The 16,522-nt window shown below is 27.4% G+C and carries 17 protein-coding genes; 5 read left to right on the forward strand and 12 right to left on the reverse strand.

From position 1 onward, the window contains the following. The first annotated feature begins 10 nt into the window (after positions 1-10). The 3 genes from I0K12_RS12060 (at position 11) to I0K12_RS12070 (ending at position 2,303) form a co-directional block, all read left to right on the forward strand. Positions 11-364, forward strand: coding sequence for a hypothetical protein (locus tag I0K12_RS12060; RefSeq protein ID WP_196888369.1), 354 nt, complete (start codon positions 11-13; stop codon positions 362-364). 84 nt (positions 365-448) lie between these two features. Then, entirely contained in the window at positions 449-1,705 is a 1,257-nt protein-coding gene (locus tag I0K12_RS12065) for an oligosaccharide flippase family protein (RefSeq protein ID WP_255552895.1), read from the forward strand. Then, positions 1,698-2,303, forward strand: coding sequence for a DapH/DapD/GlmU-related protein (locus I0K12_RS12070; RefSeq protein WP_196888371.1), 606 nt, complete (start codon positions 1,698-1,700; stop codon positions 2,301-2,303). The genes I0K12_RS12065 and I0K12_RS12070 overlap by 8 nt, the downstream gene beginning before the upstream one ends. A gap of 8 nt (positions 2,304-2,311) precedes the next feature. On the opposite strand, the gene I0K12_RS12075 is transcribed toward I0K12_RS12070, so the two are convergent. Together I0K12_RS12075 and I0K12_RS12080 are read right to left on the reverse strand one after the other, a co-directional pair. Beyond that, on the reverse strand, positions 2,312-3,553 hold the full coding sequence (locus tag I0K12_RS12075; RefSeq protein WP_196888372.1) for a multidrug effflux MFS transporter: 1,242 nt from the start codon (positions 3,551-3,553) through the stop codon (positions 2,312-2,314). 76 nt (positions 3,554-3,629) lie between these two features. Further along, positions 3,630-4,853: a multidrug effflux MFS transporter gene (locus tag I0K12_RS12080; RefSeq protein ID WP_196888373.1), complete on the reverse strand. Its 1,224-nt coding sequence runs from the start codon at positions 4,851-4,853 to the stop codon at positions 3,630-3,632. Between the two features lie 631 nt (positions 4,854-5,484). Here I0K12_RS12080 and I0K12_RS12085 point away from each other — a divergent pair. Then, complete coding sequence (locus I0K12_RS12085) at positions 5,485-5,805, forward strand: hypothetical protein (RefSeq protein WP_196888374.1); 321 nt, start codon at positions 5,485-5,487, stop codon at positions 5,803-5,805. An 83-nt stretch (positions 5,806-5,888) separates the two neighbouring features. Here the strand turns inward: I0K12_RS12085 and I0K12_RS12090 are convergent, their stop codons facing one another. From I0K12_RS12090 to I0K12_RS12125, 8 genes are all read right to left on the reverse strand, one after another. Beyond that, positions 5,889-6,479, reverse strand: coding sequence for a DUF3575 domain-containing protein (locus I0K12_RS12090; protein ID WP_196888375.1), 591 nt, complete (start codon positions 6,477-6,479; stop codon positions 5,889-5,891). A 305-nt stretch (positions 6,480-6,784) separates the two neighbouring features. Continuing rightward, the gene (locus I0K12_RS12095; protein ID WP_196888376.1) at positions 6,785-7,234 is read right to left on the reverse strand and encodes a hypothetical protein; all 450 of its coding nucleotides are present in this window, start codon (positions 7,232-7,234) and stop codon (positions 6,785-6,787) included. A 277-nt stretch (positions 7,235-7,511) separates the two neighbouring features. Continuing rightward, complete coding sequence (locus tag I0K12_RS12100) at positions 7,512-8,030, reverse strand: hypothetical protein (protein WP_196888377.1); 519 nt, start codon at positions 8,028-8,030, stop codon at positions 7,512-7,514. Positions 8,031-8,259: 229 nt separating this feature from the next. After that, positions 8,260-9,594, reverse strand: coding sequence for a hypothetical protein (locus tag I0K12_RS12105; RefSeq protein WP_196888378.1), 1,335 nt, complete (start codon positions 9,592-9,594; stop codon positions 8,260-8,262). A 9-nt stretch (positions 9,595-9,603) separates the two neighbouring features. Next, positions 9,604-9,900 (reverse strand): hypothetical protein, encoded by a 297-nt coding sequence (locus tag I0K12_RS12110; protein ID WP_196888379.1) that lies wholly within the window; start codon positions 9,898-9,900, stop codon positions 9,604-9,606. Positions 9,901-10,183: 283 nt separating this feature from the next. Then, positions 10,184-11,272, reverse strand: coding sequence for a hypothetical protein (locus tag I0K12_RS12115; protein ID WP_196888380.1), 1,089 nt, complete (start codon positions 11,270-11,272; stop codon positions 10,184-10,186). A gap of 170 nt (positions 11,273-11,442) precedes the next feature. Then, positions 11,443-11,895, reverse strand: coding sequence for a thioredoxin family protein (locus I0K12_RS12120; protein WP_196888381.1), 453 nt, complete (start codon positions 11,893-11,895; stop codon positions 11,443-11,445). 32 nt (positions 11,896-11,927) lie between these two features. Continuing rightward, positions 11,928-14,222 (reverse strand): TonB-dependent receptor, encoded by a 2,295-nt coding sequence (locus tag I0K12_RS12125; RefSeq protein WP_196888382.1) that lies wholly within the window; start codon positions 14,220-14,222, stop codon positions 11,928-11,930. 101 nt (positions 14,223-14,323) lie between these two features. On the opposite strand from I0K12_RS12125, the gene I0K12_RS12130 reads away from it, so the two are divergent. Continuing rightward, the gene (locus I0K12_RS12130; RefSeq protein WP_196888383.1) at positions 14,324-14,980 is read left to right on the forward strand and encodes a metal-dependent transcriptional regulator; all 657 of its coding nucleotides are present in this window, start codon (positions 14,324-14,326) and stop codon (positions 14,978-14,980) included. Positions 14,981-15,057: 77 nt separating this feature from the next. On the opposite strand, the gene I0K12_RS12135 is transcribed toward I0K12_RS12130, so the two are convergent. Then, complete coding sequence (locus I0K12_RS12135) at positions 15,058-15,531, reverse strand: hypothetical protein (RefSeq protein WP_196888384.1); 474 nt, start codon at positions 15,529-15,531, stop codon at positions 15,058-15,060. A 125-nt stretch (positions 15,532-15,656) separates the two neighbouring features. Then, positions 15,657-16,313 carry a hypothetical protein gene (locus I0K12_RS12140; protein ID WP_196888385.1) on the reverse strand — a complete coding sequence of 219 codons (657 nt, stop codon included), beginning with the start codon at positions 16,311-16,313 and terminating at the stop codon, positions 15,657-15,659. Between the last annotated feature and the right edge of the window lie 209 nt (positions 16,314-16,522).

Raw genomic sequence — 16,522 nt, forward strand, 5'->3', positions numbered from 1 at the left:
TTATAACACAATGAATTTATTAAGAAGATTTAATGGTCCAGTAAGATTTGCTATTGGAATATTATTAATTGGAATCGTTTTCAAAGTAAATCACTTATCTGGAGGAAATTTAATAATATCCATTTCATTTGGTTTGATTCTATTGTTTTATGCAATCAAAGTATTTAAACAGAAATATAGAAGAACTTTAGATTTCATTAAATTGATTCTAATTGGTTTTTGGTGTATTCAAGGAATATTGAGTATAAATCACTTTTTATATTCAAGTTTTTTTAGATACGGATTTTGGATTTCTTTGCTAGTTTGGGGAGTTTTTGAAGTGTTTATCGATTCGGAAAATACTCAAAGTAGAGCGAGAAGTTAATTTTAAACAAGTTCTTAGAATAAATTCTATTCTAAATCGAAAAGGCTCTTAGATGTTTTATATATTTGGGAAAAAATAAAAACCTTGAATATTTTACCTAAGAATAGTAGTCAATTTAAGAGAAATATTTTCTCCATGCTAAAAGGCTCTACGTTTGCACAAATAATAAATGTGCTAGGAGCTCTTTATTTAGCAAAGGAATATGAAGAATCTATTTATGGAGAATTCGGAATTTTCATTTCGACTTTGAGTATATTATCTATTCTTTTTACTTTAAATCTGGATAATGTTTTAGTTCTTTCTAAAAATAAAGACGCTGCAAACAAAACTTTAGTGAAGATTATTACGTTAGCATTTATTTTTACTGCAGTTTTTGTTGGAATTATAGCTGTGCTTTCTTCTTTTTTTGAAGTAATTTCAGATATTTCTACTTTGCTTTATCTTTCCGTTCTCGGATGTTTGGTTTTTACGATAAAATCAAATTGTGAATATTATTTCACTTTCGCCAAAAAATTTAAAATTATAGCAAATGCAAAAATTGTTTATTCTTTTCTGACAGTTTTAATTCAGTTTTTGTTTTTTAAATTAGAAATAGAGCAGGGACTTATATTCGGTTTTTTAATTGCTACATTTGTAATTTTAGTAATCTATTCTTTTAGTTTAGAAAAAAAATATTTTGTCAAAAAAGAAAGTTATAGGGGGATTAAGAATTTTTATAAAGAGTATAGAAATCTAATTCGTTTTGGTTTACCTTCAAATCTAATAAATGCTTTTGCAAATCATATTTTAACGATTTTGATTGGAATATTTTTTTCAAAATCAGCAGCAGGTGTTTATTCGATAGCTCTAAAGATTTTAAATATTCCTCTAATGGTAATTTCGTCTTCAATAACACAAGTTTATTACCAAAAAGCTGTTGAATATTATGAGAAAATTCCACAAGAATTATATTCTTTTTCTAAAAAAATAATTAGAAATAATGTGTTAGTTATGCTAGTAATTATTATTATAACTAATACAATTGGTGAATATCTTTTAGAATTGTTTTTTGGCAAGTCTTATGAAGATTTAGGGATTTATTTAGCTGTAGTTTCTGTTTTAATTCTAGGTAGAATATGTTTCAATCCAATTAGTAGTTTATTAGTGATTTTTGATAAATTAAAACTTGGACTTTTATTTAATACTACACTATTAATTCTAAATTTGGTTGGAATCTATATTGGTTTTCTATTTCAAGATTTAGTTTATGGAATAACAATTCTTTCTATTTTTGGAAGTATTCTTTACATTCTAATAACTTTATATTTTTTAAAATTAATGAAGCAATTGACCTATGCATAAAGATAAAGTGAGTTTCAAACAAAAAATAGATTATTTAATTTTCGGGAAAATATTAACTATCGCCTATCCAAAATTTATAAGACCAAAATACGGATATTGCTCATATTTTCGTTTTTTTTTAAACTTTTTCATTCCACAAAAATTGTTACGAATTAATGCGAAAGTGAAATGGCCAGTACACTATACTTCGAAAGTTGTTTGTCCAGAAAATATTACAAAAGGAATAATGTGTGACCCAGGAGATAATCATGGAAATTACATTCAAGCTAGTAATGGTATTGAGTTTGGAAGTAATATCGAGTTTGGTCCTGGAGTGAAAATCATTTCTTCAAACCATGATTTAGAAGATTTTACTATTCATGTAGAAGGAAAACCTATCAAAATCGGAAACTTTGTTTGGATTGGAGCAAATACTGTGATTTTACCTGAAGTTGAAATAGGAGATAATGTTATTATTGGTGCAGGATCTGTTGTTACAAAATCAATTCCATCGAATTCTGTAGCTGTAGGAAATCCATGTAAAGTAATTCGTGAAAAAGCTCCTTATAAGAAAGATATTTCAAATGTTGTTTTTAATCAAAAATCCTATTTGAAATAAATAAAGAATTATTTTCCTAAGATAAAACTAAAGAGATTTTTAAACGGAACTTTTTTTTTCTCAACCAAAAGCCAGAAAACACTATAACTTGCAACAACTAAACAAGTGATATAAATACAGATTTTTAAGATAGAATCAAACTGAACTTTCGCAATAGCAAAAGTCATAATACTTGAGAAAATCATGATTCCTCCACCTAAAATGGAAGAAGTAATTCCTTTATGACCTGAAGATTTTTTGTCACCTTCTAAAGCATTAATTGCTTTTGCATTACAAATAGGACTTACAAAACCACAAGAAACTCCATAAAGAATCATTGCGCCAAGAACGATATAGAAATTGTAGATTCCTAATAAATAGAAAATGAAAGTCAGTAAAGCACTTGAAAATGCTACTATAAAACCAAGTTCTAAGATTCGATCTGAATTCATATGTTCTATTAATCTTTTAGAAAATAAAGAACCAAAAGCATAGGAACCACCAACAACAATCAGAAGGTAACTGTAAGTGTTTTCGGTAAATTGAAATTGATTAATAAAAATATAAGGAGAAATGGTATAAAAAGTAATCAAACCACTAAGAATAAAACTATAAGTCAAAAAATAACCCATAAAAGTTCGATGTCTAAAAATTTGCGACATGATGTGTAAAATCTTTTTAAAAGTCAGAGATTTATTTGGGTTTTTATGTGTTTCTTTAAGCTGAAAAAAAGAACTATAAAGCAAGAGAATACCGATAATTGTTAGAACCACATAAACGGTTTGCCAAGATGCTAAATAAAGAATTTCTCCTCCAATAATAGGGGAAATAGCTGGAGCAAGAGCAACGATTGCAACAATATTTGAAATAGTTCTATGAAGTGCTTTGTCTTTTAAAGAATCAGCGATAATTGCTCGAGAAAGAACTGTGGCAAAACCAGCTCCGAAACCTTCGATAAATCTTGAAATCGTAAAAAACTCAATGGAATGTGCGAGAGAAGTTAATAAACTTCCTATTACAGAAATAGTAATTGCAGTAATTATAACGAATCTTCTTCCGTATTTTTCGGATAAAGCTCCCCAAATTATTTGAGAAAAACCAAATCCTAATAAAAGAACTGTAATCGAAAATTTCACTAATTCTTCGCTTGTTCCAAAATAGTCTTTGAGAGAAGGGTAAGCTGGAAGTCCGATATTTATGGTCAGATATCCGTATAAGGAAATGGAAATTGCAAATAAATTGATAAATCTGTGTGAGTTCTTTTTTTGCATCCTGGTGTATTTGGTTCACTTAAAGTTAAATATAAATTAGATGCTTTACCGTTAAAGGATTGTTTATGTTTAAAAGCTATTTTACTTTTATAGGGTTTACGATTAATCGTTGGATAAGAAGATAGTAAAGAGAAAAACTCACTAATATAATACCTGAGATATAGAAGCTTAGTTTAAACATATCATCAAAAAGAATATTGGTAATAGAAAACGAAAGTAAACTAGATAAAATCATATTTCCACCACCTAAAATGGAAGAAGTAATTCCTTTATTTCCTCGTTCATTACTTTTTTTATCTAGAGCCAATATAGCTTTTGTATTGCAAATCGGACTAATGATCCCGCAACTTACTGCATAAATATTCATTGTAATTAATACGACATAAAAATCAAATAACCCTAAAAAAGAAAAAAGAAATGCAAAAGCTACACTAGAAAATGCAAGCGAATATCCAATTTGTAAAACTTTATTGGGATTAATAATTTTTGCTAATTTTCTTGATAAAAAAGAACCAAAAGCATAAAAAGCTCCGATCACAAGTAGAAGGTAACTATAAGAGTTTTCATTAAAATCAAATTGTTCGATAAAAATATAAGGGGAGATGGTGTAAAAAGTAATAAGTCCGCTAAATAAAATGCTATAAGGTAAGAAATAACCCATAAATTTTCGATGCTGAAAAGCTTCTTTTATAACAATTAAACAAGCTTTTAAATTTAAATTTCTATCTGCTGATTTATGTGTTTCTTTTAACTGGATTACAGAGCTGATTAATAGTATTCCTCCTACAATTGCTAAAACAACATAAATCATTCTCCAAGAAGTTATATGCAATATTTCACCTCCAATAATCGGAGAAATAGCTGGAGCAAAAGCAACGATTGCAACTAATTGTGACATGATTTTGTGTAATCTTTTTTCACTAGATGAATCTGCTATAATCGACCGAGATAAAACAGATGCATAACCTGCTCCAAAACCTTCAATAAACCTGGCGATTGTAAAAAATAAAATGGATTCGGAAATAGAAGTCAAAATACTCCCGAAAATAGCTACAACAGTGGCAACAATAACAATAGAACGTCTACCAAATTTCTCCGATAAAGTTCCCCAAATAAATTGTGAAAAACCAAAACCTAAAAGAAGAATCGTAATCGAGAGTTTTACAAAAGATTTGGAAGTATCGAAATAAGTTGTCAGAGAAGGGTAGGCAGGTAGCCCAATGTTTATGGATAAATATCCGTATAAACAAATACTAACTGCAAAAATACTTATGAATTTATGAGAGTTCTTCTTTGGCATCCTGATTTTGTTCTTTTCAATAAAGTTAGCTATAAATCAGATGTTTTTTCGTTAAAGGATTGTTTATGTTTTATAAAAAAAGAAGAGAATTTTGTTATTAAACTTTATCACGTTTGAATTTATTTAAATTATATAGATTGTTAAGTTCCCTTCTTGAGAGCAGGGTTATCAGGTTCTCCTAATTTTTTAATTAAAACCTGGCGCACTTTTATAAAGTGTGCCCATTATTTCTAACATTTATGTGGTCACGTTTACAAACTCGCACCATCGATCATCAAAATTCGATAAATCAAACTAGAGCCTGACAGTCCTACTTTATGAGAGAAGTTGGGGTGTGTTTTAAAACAATTAAAATTCTCTCATAAGATTTTAAACGTGATAATTTATATTACAAATTTTGATTTTGTATGAGGATTAGGAAATTGATTCTTCAATTTTAATTACTGTTAAAAATATTAGAATATTGTAAAATTAGGTATTTATACTCTAAAAAGAATTCTGTTATCATCTGATATTTGTAATGTAATCAAAAACAAATTATTCGATTGAGTGGCTGCTATCCGTTTTTATTACAAAGGCAAAATCCGAAAAGCCTATTTTAAATAGAGTAGGAATTTAAGTTTATTATGTTATGAGTGATATTAAAAAGCAATTATCAGAATTAGGTTGTAGTTTACCTGTATCTGCTACAACAGAAATGAAAGCTAGTATTAAATTAGTAGAAATGTATGGGAAAGTTCGAATTATATGGGATATTGATAGTAGATATCCTATTCAAAATGCCGTTGCGCAAGTTTCTCAATCAGGAAATACAAATTATATTAATCATTTGATTACATCTCATCAAGGATATTTTGATACAGAATATACTTGGGGAAGAGGGTATTATGGGAATATTTATGGATGGAATAAAAATTTTATTCATATTTTAAGTACTGCTGTAACTTCATAAAAATACAATCATAAAAAAAGAGAAGTACATACTTCTCTTTTTTTATTTATCAAAAATATATTTTAGTAGGTAGTTAAAAGTTTTTAAAACTGCCACCCGAAATTGATACCAAATCTCCCTGTAAAATCACGTTTATCCTCATCGTCTGCAAAACCAAGGTTACGACCTAATGCACCATTTATATCAATAAGAAATCCAGAATTACTTACCCATTTCCATCCTATACCTACACCAATAGCTGTTTCAAAATAGCTTTCTGTTTTTGTCTCCCTATAATTATTAAAGTAGAAATCGTATTCATTTTCATAGGTATATAATTTTAAAAAACCTTCACCATAGAAACCTTTTGCTCCAAAATCTTCTTTTGAAAAAAAGTACTGACGATAAAAAGGTGAAAACGAAAATTTTTCCATAATTTCTGTTCCGTTTTCATTATCAAAATTAATATTTACATCTGCACCAATACTACTATATTTATTTAGTGTATACTCATATCTTGGATTAAACGCAGGGAATACAAGTCCAGCAATTACATCTAAACTAAGACCATGTCTTTTTGCATTAGAGAATTTTGTCATTCGTTTTTGGCTATCTGTCTCTTCAGATTCTGTAGAGGTTTGCGCATTAGCCATAACTCCTGTGACTAATAAAATAAAGAATAAATACTTTTTCATAATTATAAAAATTTAATTTTTAATTAATTTCATTTTCAAAAAGAGGATACAGAATGCAACCTTATTTTGAATTAATAAAAATAAAGCTACAATATTAACATAAATAAATTAAATAGTTAAGTTATTTAATTGTTAAGTATAGAAATATGTAAAAATGTAAGATTTTGTTTAGATATTTAGAAAGTGTTTCAGGGTGTAAAAAGTTTGAAACTGATTTTAAAATAAAAACTAACCTATTTTTTAGGTTAGTTTTTTGAATTTTAGTTCATCTAATATGTTAACTACATATTATTTCTTAAAGCTTTTTATTTATCGATATTTATTTTTTCAAAAGAAATTACTCTAGCTCCAAAATATTTACCAATATCTTTTTTATAATGATGGTATTCCATCATCAATTTAATTTTATCAGGATTTTCAACTTTTCCTTTAAAGTCATAACCTCCATTATTGTTTAATTTCAAAATCGAATCTTTTTTACCAGTATGGAATTTTACTATAGATTTTTCGTTGTATCCAACAAATACAAATTCCCCGCTGTATTCACTTCCAACTTTTTCTATAGAGTCTTTATTTACAATTAATCTAATAGAAGCATTATCAAAAATATATTTTGTGTTTAAAGTATCAATAATTGTTTTTAAGGAGTCTCTTTCTTTTTCTAATTTTTTTATTATTTCAAGATTATTTCTATCAGAATTACAGCTCAATAATAGGATAGAAGCTAGTAATAATATGATTTCTTTATTTTTCATTAATTATATGTTTAAATAGGTGTATTAATTCATTTTCAATTGTTATTCTGTTTGGTTCAAAATCTTTTTCATTTTTATTCAATTTTTTCTTTAACTAAGATTTATAACTGAAACCTCAATTTTGGCTAAAACTACTATTTTAATAGAAGTAAATCAAATGTAGGGGAGTTTTTGAATGAAATTTGTTTATTTCGAATTTTAGGCTAATAAAACAAAGAATTTTTCACAGTCTGAATTTTTTTTAAACTGTGTTTAAATGTTGTTGTGGCTAGTTTTTTCATTGTTTCTTTCTATGTTTTTCAATCTCTTGAATCTCTTTTTCGATTTCTAAGGTTGCTCTTGAACAGGTATTTGTCCAATAAATATTTTTTCCTTTTGGAAACGGCCAATCATTATATTTCTGCCCAAAATAGGTTTCACTTTTACTATAAACAACATAATTTCTCCCAATTTTAAAATGTACTCCGCAATCTCCATTGCCAAGTCCAGTATATATTACTATTGTATCTGTCGTTGTATTCCCTTTGTATTTGGAAGTCAATAGCAATTCATATTTAGCAATAACCGTTTCGTAAAGTGGTCCTTTTGCAATTATATTATCATTAGCGAACATTTTAATTGCGGTTGAATCAACAAGTGTTATTAATTCTTTAGAAATTATCTTTCCTACCAACACAGCATCTGAATTTTTTATTTCTTTTTTAAATGTTCTTTTTCCAATACAAGTACAAGCATAGATTCCAGTATTTATTAGAAAAAAAACTAAGATAAATAATAGGTAAGTCTGTTTTTTCATTTTTAAATTGTAAATATTCTGAAATTTATTTAAAAACAAAAACTAACCTAAAATATAGGTTAGTTTTTGTTTGAAATTTTTTTCTTTTGAATATTTTGTATTTAGGCCTTAAGTTGCATATATCTGCATAAATTATATAAGATTCCTTTAAGAAAAATACTCTATGTAAGTCAAAGTTCTTGATTCTTCATTTGTCTATCTTAAATATTAAGTGTCTTACAGTGAGTATTTAAAAATTTAACTTTGATAAAGAGTCAAAGCTAAATTTTGCATATAAACCAAAACTTAATCGATTATACCAATTTTCATATTTAGGTTCTACTTTTTGTCTTTCGATATTTTGATCAATATCAGGGAGTTCAAGATATATTCCTCCTAAAAATTTTCCACCTGTTTTAAAGAAAGAACTTGCTAAACCTAAATCTGTATGAGAGGCATATAAATAATCATTGTTTGATTCTTTAACTCTAAGGTAAGTGTCGATAATAATAAGGAATGATTTATTTATTGATATATAATTTAATGCATCAATTTCAATTTTGTTTAGATAAATTATTCCATAATCACCAGAATAAGCTGATTTTTTACCCTTTGTAGTAAAAGTAGTATTATTTGAAGATATAACAGATTCATATTCATATTCATTTAAAGCTAAAAGTGAAGAATTATTTGTTTTTTGATAAGAATATTTTGCTCCAAAAATCCAATTTCCGCCAACTCTTAAATTGTAACCTAATCCTAAAGTAGATCCATTAAACTTAACTTCATTAAAGCTTTTTCCTAAATCATTAATGTTCCAAGATGAAAAAGTATTAAACTTCTCATTGCTTAAGCCACCATGTGTGTAAAAAACATGTTTCATATATGCCTTATTGCTTAGAATGTTCTTTACACTTGAATTTAAGATTTCATTTTTTTTAGAGAATTGTTTAAGTTTTTTATAATAATCTGTTTTTTTTATTAGATCTCTGTATTTGATAGAGTATTTCAACTCAATAGGATCTGTTGATTTTTTTATTTTTTTAGACAATAAGTCGAATAAACCAGTACATATATTTGTATTACTATCAATTTTATTTTTAATTTCATCAAGAATTATTGGAGACTCTTTTTGTTCTAACACTATTTTTTTATCTTTTTTTATCTCCTCGAGAATTATAGTTCTATATTTGCTTTCGAAATTTTCGTTAATTTGTTTATATTCATTAGAAAGTTCTGTTCTTTGCTTGTTAATCTTATCTCCCATTTTTTTAACGTTAGATATTTGGAAACCAAACGTAATATTAAGATTCGATGAAGGTGTTAAATCTGATGATTTAATTATAGAACCAATCCCTTCTTTGTTTTTAGTTGTAAAATCAACCCCCCATATTAACCCAGATGAAGATAATTTAGAGTTTAGAAAATTATTAGAATTAAAAGAAATTTCGCTTTTATCAATATCAATTCCAATATTAGTATTATTAAATAAAATTGTGTTATTACCTTCTGAATTCTTAACTATTTGCGCTTGTAAAATAGTATTCTGTCCAATTAATAAGATTAAGAGTATAATTTTTTTCATTGTTCTTTTTTATGGGGCTGTATATTCTAGTTTGTAATTTCCTATTCCTTGATAATTAGCCAAAATTGGTTCGTTATTAATTTTGTTGTTATTTACGAAAACATTCATTTTAATAATAATACCTTCAGGAGAATGAATTATACCAAATATAGTAAGTGCACCAGAGGTGTTAATATTATCATTTTGTATAATAATTTTACCATCAAAAATGGATTTGTTTTCTTGAAGAGAATTATTAAAATAAAAGTTTCCGACTTCGTCAATAATACTTGTTGGTAATTCAATTTCACATTTAACTTTTGCCATATTCTAGTAGTTTTTTATTAGATGATACATAATAATAACAATGAGTTTTGTTATTTTATTAAGTTAATTAATGATGTTCTTCAAAAATAACAAAATAATGATATTTAATATAGTATTTATGTTAATAAAATATGAATAATTGATATTTCGTTTGTACTGATTTTAAATGGGGAAATAAAATTAATTATGATGGTTTAAGCAATTAATACAAATAAACTAAATCTCGATTTGGTGCTAAATCAACATCAATAGTTTTTTTTGAATTTTAATGATTTGATTGTAGTTAATTATTTTTGTTTTTAGAGTAAATAGTTGCAGATAATGTTATTGCTCCTAGAAATGGAGCAGAAAGTAAACCAATTAGTATTGTAGAGTCAACTTCTATATTTATTTTTTTTATTATCAAAATAGAAGTTGCTACAAAAATTATAATTAGTAATATTAGCCAACTTATAAACATTATTAAAATATTTGAACTTGTAAAGAGATTTGCAAAGAAATTTAAAATAGATTTAATATTTGATTTTTTGGTCCTTTCAATTTCATTCAAATCTTCATAATTACTTAATAAATTAAGCTCTTTTACAATTTCTTTTAGATATGTAAATCTTTGCTCTTTTAATTCTATTTCCTGAAAATTTTTAAGATTTGGTTTGATAAAGCTGAATTCATATAGTGTTAAAATATCAACAAAAGGAACTACTTTTTCAAGTTCAGCTTTTTGAGTAATTCGATTCTTTATTTTTAAATTAATTGATTCAAATGCATCAATTAATTCATTAGTCTCCTTGCTAAATTCAATCCAATTATATTTTTTTAAAAGTAGATTTCTTAATTCATAAATAGCAATTTTGGTTGTTTGATCTTTATTATTACTATAAAATGGAGTTAAAACAAGATCAGAATTGACTATATTAAAATATTTAGAAATATTTTCTAGATGGGAAACATTTTCGTTAATCAAAAAACTTTTAATTTCTTTTCTAAGAATATATGCGTAACAAAATTGTAAATGTGAAATTTTGATAGCCTTTTTATGTTCTTTGATATTCCAGTATCTAAATATAGTAAATGTAATTACAAATATTAGAATTGAAAGTATTGAACCTAATGCCCATTGAATCCAAAAAGAATATTCCTCATTTTCAAAAATTACATTGTTTTTTATTTTTAAAAAAAGCCATAAAAGATAATTATCTATACTTGCAGGTAAAAATGGTAAAATGTTAAATATTAGAAATCCAGTAGAGAGAATAAAGAAGAAAGTAGAAATTTGTATTTTCCAAGTGTTTTTTAATCTATAATTGAAAGAATCTTCTACTGAATTATAATAATCTGATATAACGCCTTCAAGTAATTTTTTATCTTGCATATTTAATTAATTTTAAAGCTTCATATAAAGCAAGAACATTTATTGCTTTTACTCCAGCTATGGAATTTTGTTAAAAAAGTAATAGTCATAGAATATTTTTTCAAATATAAAGAATATTAAATTATTAACAATAATTAAGTTAATTATGTGAAAATTATTAATTAAAAAAATTATTCCCCAAAAACTCCATCCAAAACCTTCAACAAATCCTCTGCAGAAAGAAATTGATCGTATTGAAAAATGATTTCATATTTGTCGTTTAAAATACAAAGGGTAGGATAAGAAGTTTTCCCGTTTACAGTTCCTAGTTGTTCTGCCAATTCATGAATACCAGTTTTTCTTCCAGTAGGTTTGAATTTAAAAGTATGTCCAACAAATTGAATATCTCTTTTTTCTTCAGCATTAAAATCTATAAACCAAAAATGATCATTCAGTTTTTGTGCAACTTTTTTATTTTTAAAAGTAGTTTGTTTCATCGATTGGCAATATTTACACCAATCGGTATGTATAAAAACAACAATATTTCGTGGATTTGTTTTTTGTAAACTATCCACTTGCTCAAACGTAGAAATCTTTGTTTGAGAAAAAGCTAATAGTGGCAGTAAAGAAACCACTATCAGCATTATTATTTTTTGGAATGATTGCATCCTTAAATTTAATCTAAAGTATAACGGAATCCTAAAAATCCTCTAATTCCTTGATTTGGTGCAAAAACATAAGATGGATCAAAAGTCAAAGCATTCGGATTATCAGGAGTTGGAACTACTTGTCCATCCGTATCAAAAACAACATTTTCATCAAAAGGATCAAAAGCACGAGCAATACTATTTGAAGGAGGCGTGTAGTTCAATAAATTCTTCACACCACCATAAAGTTGGAAATGCTCGCCAAAGTTTTTCGTCACCTGAATATTTTGTATACTCCACCAAGGCGAATAATCTGGTCTGTCATCCAATTCTCCTAAAACTGGCAAACGCATTGGTCCGTATAAATTTCCTGTATAATCAATCGTTAAACCTAAAGATTTAATCGTATATCCTGCGCTCCAAACTCCTTGGAATCTTTCGGTTAATAATTGTCTGTATTTTCTTCCATCTTCTTCCACAGTTACATCCATCAAGGTTCCTCCAGCATTGATTTTTAAACCATTTTTAAAATCAACATCTACATTTAGAGAAACTCCTTGAGAAACCGAAGAACCATCTAAATTGCTATAAATAATCTTGTTCGGGTCTGTTTCATAATCTGGTAAAATCTGGTTTGAAAAATAGGTATAAAAAGCACTAGCATCCAATCCGATGAAAATTCCACCTTCTAAATAAATCTTTTTTACGAAATTAATATTTCCGTTCCATGAAGTTTCTGGTAATAATTCATCTTCAAAAACCACATCTCTCGCTCCTGTAAGCGCAGCATGATCTTCTGTAAACACATTTGCCACACGATATCCATTTCCAACACTTAGACGTAATACATTTCGATTGTTTTTTGAAGACCATTTATAGTTAATTCTTGGCGTCAGAATTCCACCATGCAAACTGTTATAATCATATCGCATTCCTAACAACAAAGTATTTTGAGGATTCAATTCAATTTCATCTTGTATAAAAGCTCCTGGTAAATGCGTGATTGCAGGATTATTTTCTAAATCATCTCCTTTTGCGGTTGCTGGTGTATTATCATCATAATAAGTATAACGATAAGCAACTCCAGTTAAAATATCATGTTTTCCAAGTACTTTATTCCAAGTCAATTGCCCAAAACCAATATATTGATCTGCTAAATATTTTGTATCACCATATACCGAGTTTTGGTTATGCCCGTTGGCACTAAATTGAAAATTAATCAATTCTTCAGTTGGTAATTGGTAAATTCCAAAAGTTTCCCAACGGCTCGTATAAATACTTTCTCCATAAACCTCGTCACCACCACGATATTTTGGTTCCCAGTTCATTTCTCCTCCCCATCGGTCTTCATAAACATAACGTCCAGCAATAGTAAATACTCGATTGTCTTTTCTTTGAAAACTGAATTTGTTGAAAATTGAAATACGATCTTGAAGCGTCACATCTGTAAAGCCATCGTTATTATTGTCAATCGGATTGCTGTAATTGAAATAATTTACTCCTAAAAGTCCATCAACTTTTTTACCTAAACTATATCTTACACCAACATCTGCATTTACTTCTCCCCAAGTTGTAGCAAAAACATCTGTAGAAACCAAAGGAGCAGCGCTAGGTTTTTTTGTGATAATATTAATCAGACCACCAACAGCCTCCGAACCATAAAGCGTAGAAGCAGGACCTTTTACGATTTCCACACGCTCGATAAGCGATTGCGGAATTCCCGTAAGACCATAAACCGTTGATAATCCACTTACAATTGGCATTCCGTCAATCAGAACCATTGTGTAAGGACCTTCCAAACCATTGATGTGAATATCTCCAGTATTACAAACATTACAATTTAATTGCGGACGAACACCATTTACATTTTGTAAAGATTCGAAAATCGAAGGAGTAGGGTTTGCTTTAAAGAATTTTGCGGTATAAACTTCCACAGGGACTGGACTTGCCAATTTGGAAACTTCTTTCATGGTTCCAGAAACTACAACTTCATCAAGTTGAGAGCTGTCTTCTACTAATTGGAAGTTTACCGTTAATTTTTCATTGTTATTAAAAGTGATTGTTTTTTTAAGCGTTTTATATCCGATTGAAGATACTACAACCGTAAAAGTTCCAGAAGGAACATTGTTCAATTCGAACTTTCCTTGGTCATCAGCTGAGGTTCCAAGTCGAGTTCCTTTTAAATAAATACTTGCAAAATCAACAGGTTTGTTATTGGAAGTTATTGTTCCTGAAAGCGAATTTTGTGCATGAACGCTTATAGAAACAAACATAAGTAGTACAATTCCAATCCATTTAGATTTTATAGTAAAGTTAGTTAGCATTATAGTAATTTTAATGTTTGGTTGGCAAATATATAAAGTTAGATGACTCTAACAAAATAAACGAAAACTTTTTTCTATTTTTGTGAAAACTGATTTTTTAAATGGTATCATCAACAGTAGAAAACTACTTAAAAGCCCTATATAGATTGGCAAATGAAAATGCTGAGGTAAACATCTCAGAATTGAGTGCGGAGTTAGAAGTATCTAAACCAACGGTTAATGCAATGGTGAAAACTTTGCAACAACACGGATGGATAATCTATACAAAATATAAACCTTTGAAACTTACGGAAGAAGGAAGGAAAGCTGCTGCATTGATTTTGAGAAAGCACCGATTAACAGAAATGTTTTTGGTAGAAAAAATGGGATTTGGTTGGGAAGAAGTTCATGAAATTGCCGAACAAGTGGAGCATATAAAAGCACCGGCTTTGTTTGATCGAATGGACGAGTTGATGGATTATCCGAAAGTAGATCCGCACGGCTCTCCGATACCAGATAAAGATGGAAATATCATTCAGAAAAATTATAAAAAACTAAGTGAACACGAAGTAGGAGAGGAAGTAATGTTGATTGCTTTGAATCATTCTTCGAAAGAATTTTTGGAGTTTTTAGATAGTAGAAATATTTCTTTAAACACAAAAATTACGATAAAATCTGTAGAGATTTTTGATAATAGTATGGTGGTTAGTTATGAAAATCATCCTTCAGAGACTTTGAGTCAAAAGGTTTGTGAACGATTGTTAGTGGAAAAGGTTTGAAAATGAATATAAAAGATATAAATTGGAATTGTAGATAAACTAATCCATAAATCATAGAAAGTAAAAAATACATTTCATCATTTTTCTGTTCTATCATAAATTAAATGTCCATTTTTGAATTCAAAAAAGACATATGAGCTATTAATATTAGTTATAACAAGATGATTTCTCTTTTTTAACTTCGCAAAGAAATGAACGAACGGTATTTTAAATTTTCCTTTATCTATTTCTAATGGAAAAATTTTCACATATCTTAATTCTTTATTATTTTTCTTAAATAATTTACTATCTCCTAAACTGAATTTTTGAATTCGATATCCATTTACAGAATCAGGTATTCTGTATAAATAATCTTCATCTTCTACAAAAATTGTTTTAGGCTGTTTTTCGTTCACGACTTTGTTGTAATTTGATTCAACTAGAACAATATATTTTTTAATTGAAGTCAAATACAAAGAATCCGTTTCTGTTAATTTTAAACTTGTAGAATTTTGATTTTGTCCAAATGAACAGATTGAAATGAATATTAATAAGTGTAGGAATCTTTTCATTGTTTTTTTATATTTTTTTGAGTTATACAGTTTCGATTATTTTTTTAATCATTTGTTTTTCATGTAGTTTCTTGATATTTATCTATAATAGAGAGTATATATTATTTATTGCTCATGAGCATTTTTCACACTAGATTATAATCTTTTTTTATTTCATTCATCAAATCATTATAAGAATAGTTTGTATTTGCTTGAATTACTTTTTCAATTCTGTTCGGTTCGATATTTTTGAATAAAAGAACTTCATAGTCTTCAAAAACAAATTCCATAAAATCAGAATTGTCAAAAAAAACTTTTTTTGCTTTTTTAGGATTCGCTTTAATTAGTTTTAGAGCTGCTTCCATTGTTTTTTTATTATCTGAACGATAAACACCATCCTTATCTAAAAAACTAAAATCATCTACTGTATTTCCTATTCTCCAAATTATCGTTTCTGCATAATTACGCTTTAGTTCTTTTAAATTATTAAATATAGGCTTTGGATTATTAGATAATATTTCATTCAGATTATATCTTTTTTGGGAGATTACTTTAAAGTCGTCATCATATTCTGTATCTGAATCAATACACCAATGATTGTGAACTAAAGGGAAATCTTCTGTTTCTAATTCAAAAATAATTCCAACATATTCTTTATCATTTAGTAAAAAGTCAAGCCACCAACGATTTAAGTTTTTAAATGGTGTAAGAATGGAACATGAAATCCAAGTGTCGGATATTAAAATTCCATTTTCTAAAATTTGATTTTTATTTTCTTTTGGTGTCCAATGTATTACTTTCATAGTTTTGGTTTAGGGGTATTTTGAAAAGAGTTTATAGATTTTTACCTATTACTTTATAGATAATATTTGACATAATTACAACAAGAATTCCTGTTATTCCTACAACTTAAATTATTTTAGTAAAAATGAATTTCATAGCAGTAAGTTGTCAAATATAGAAGAATCTTTAAATATTAACAAAAAACAAATTAAATTTGAATAAAAATCAA

This window comes from Aureivirga sp. CE67, from assembly GCF_015767245.1.
GTDB lineage: Bacteria > Bacteroidota > Bacteroidia > Flavobacteriales > Flavobacteriaceae > Aureivirga.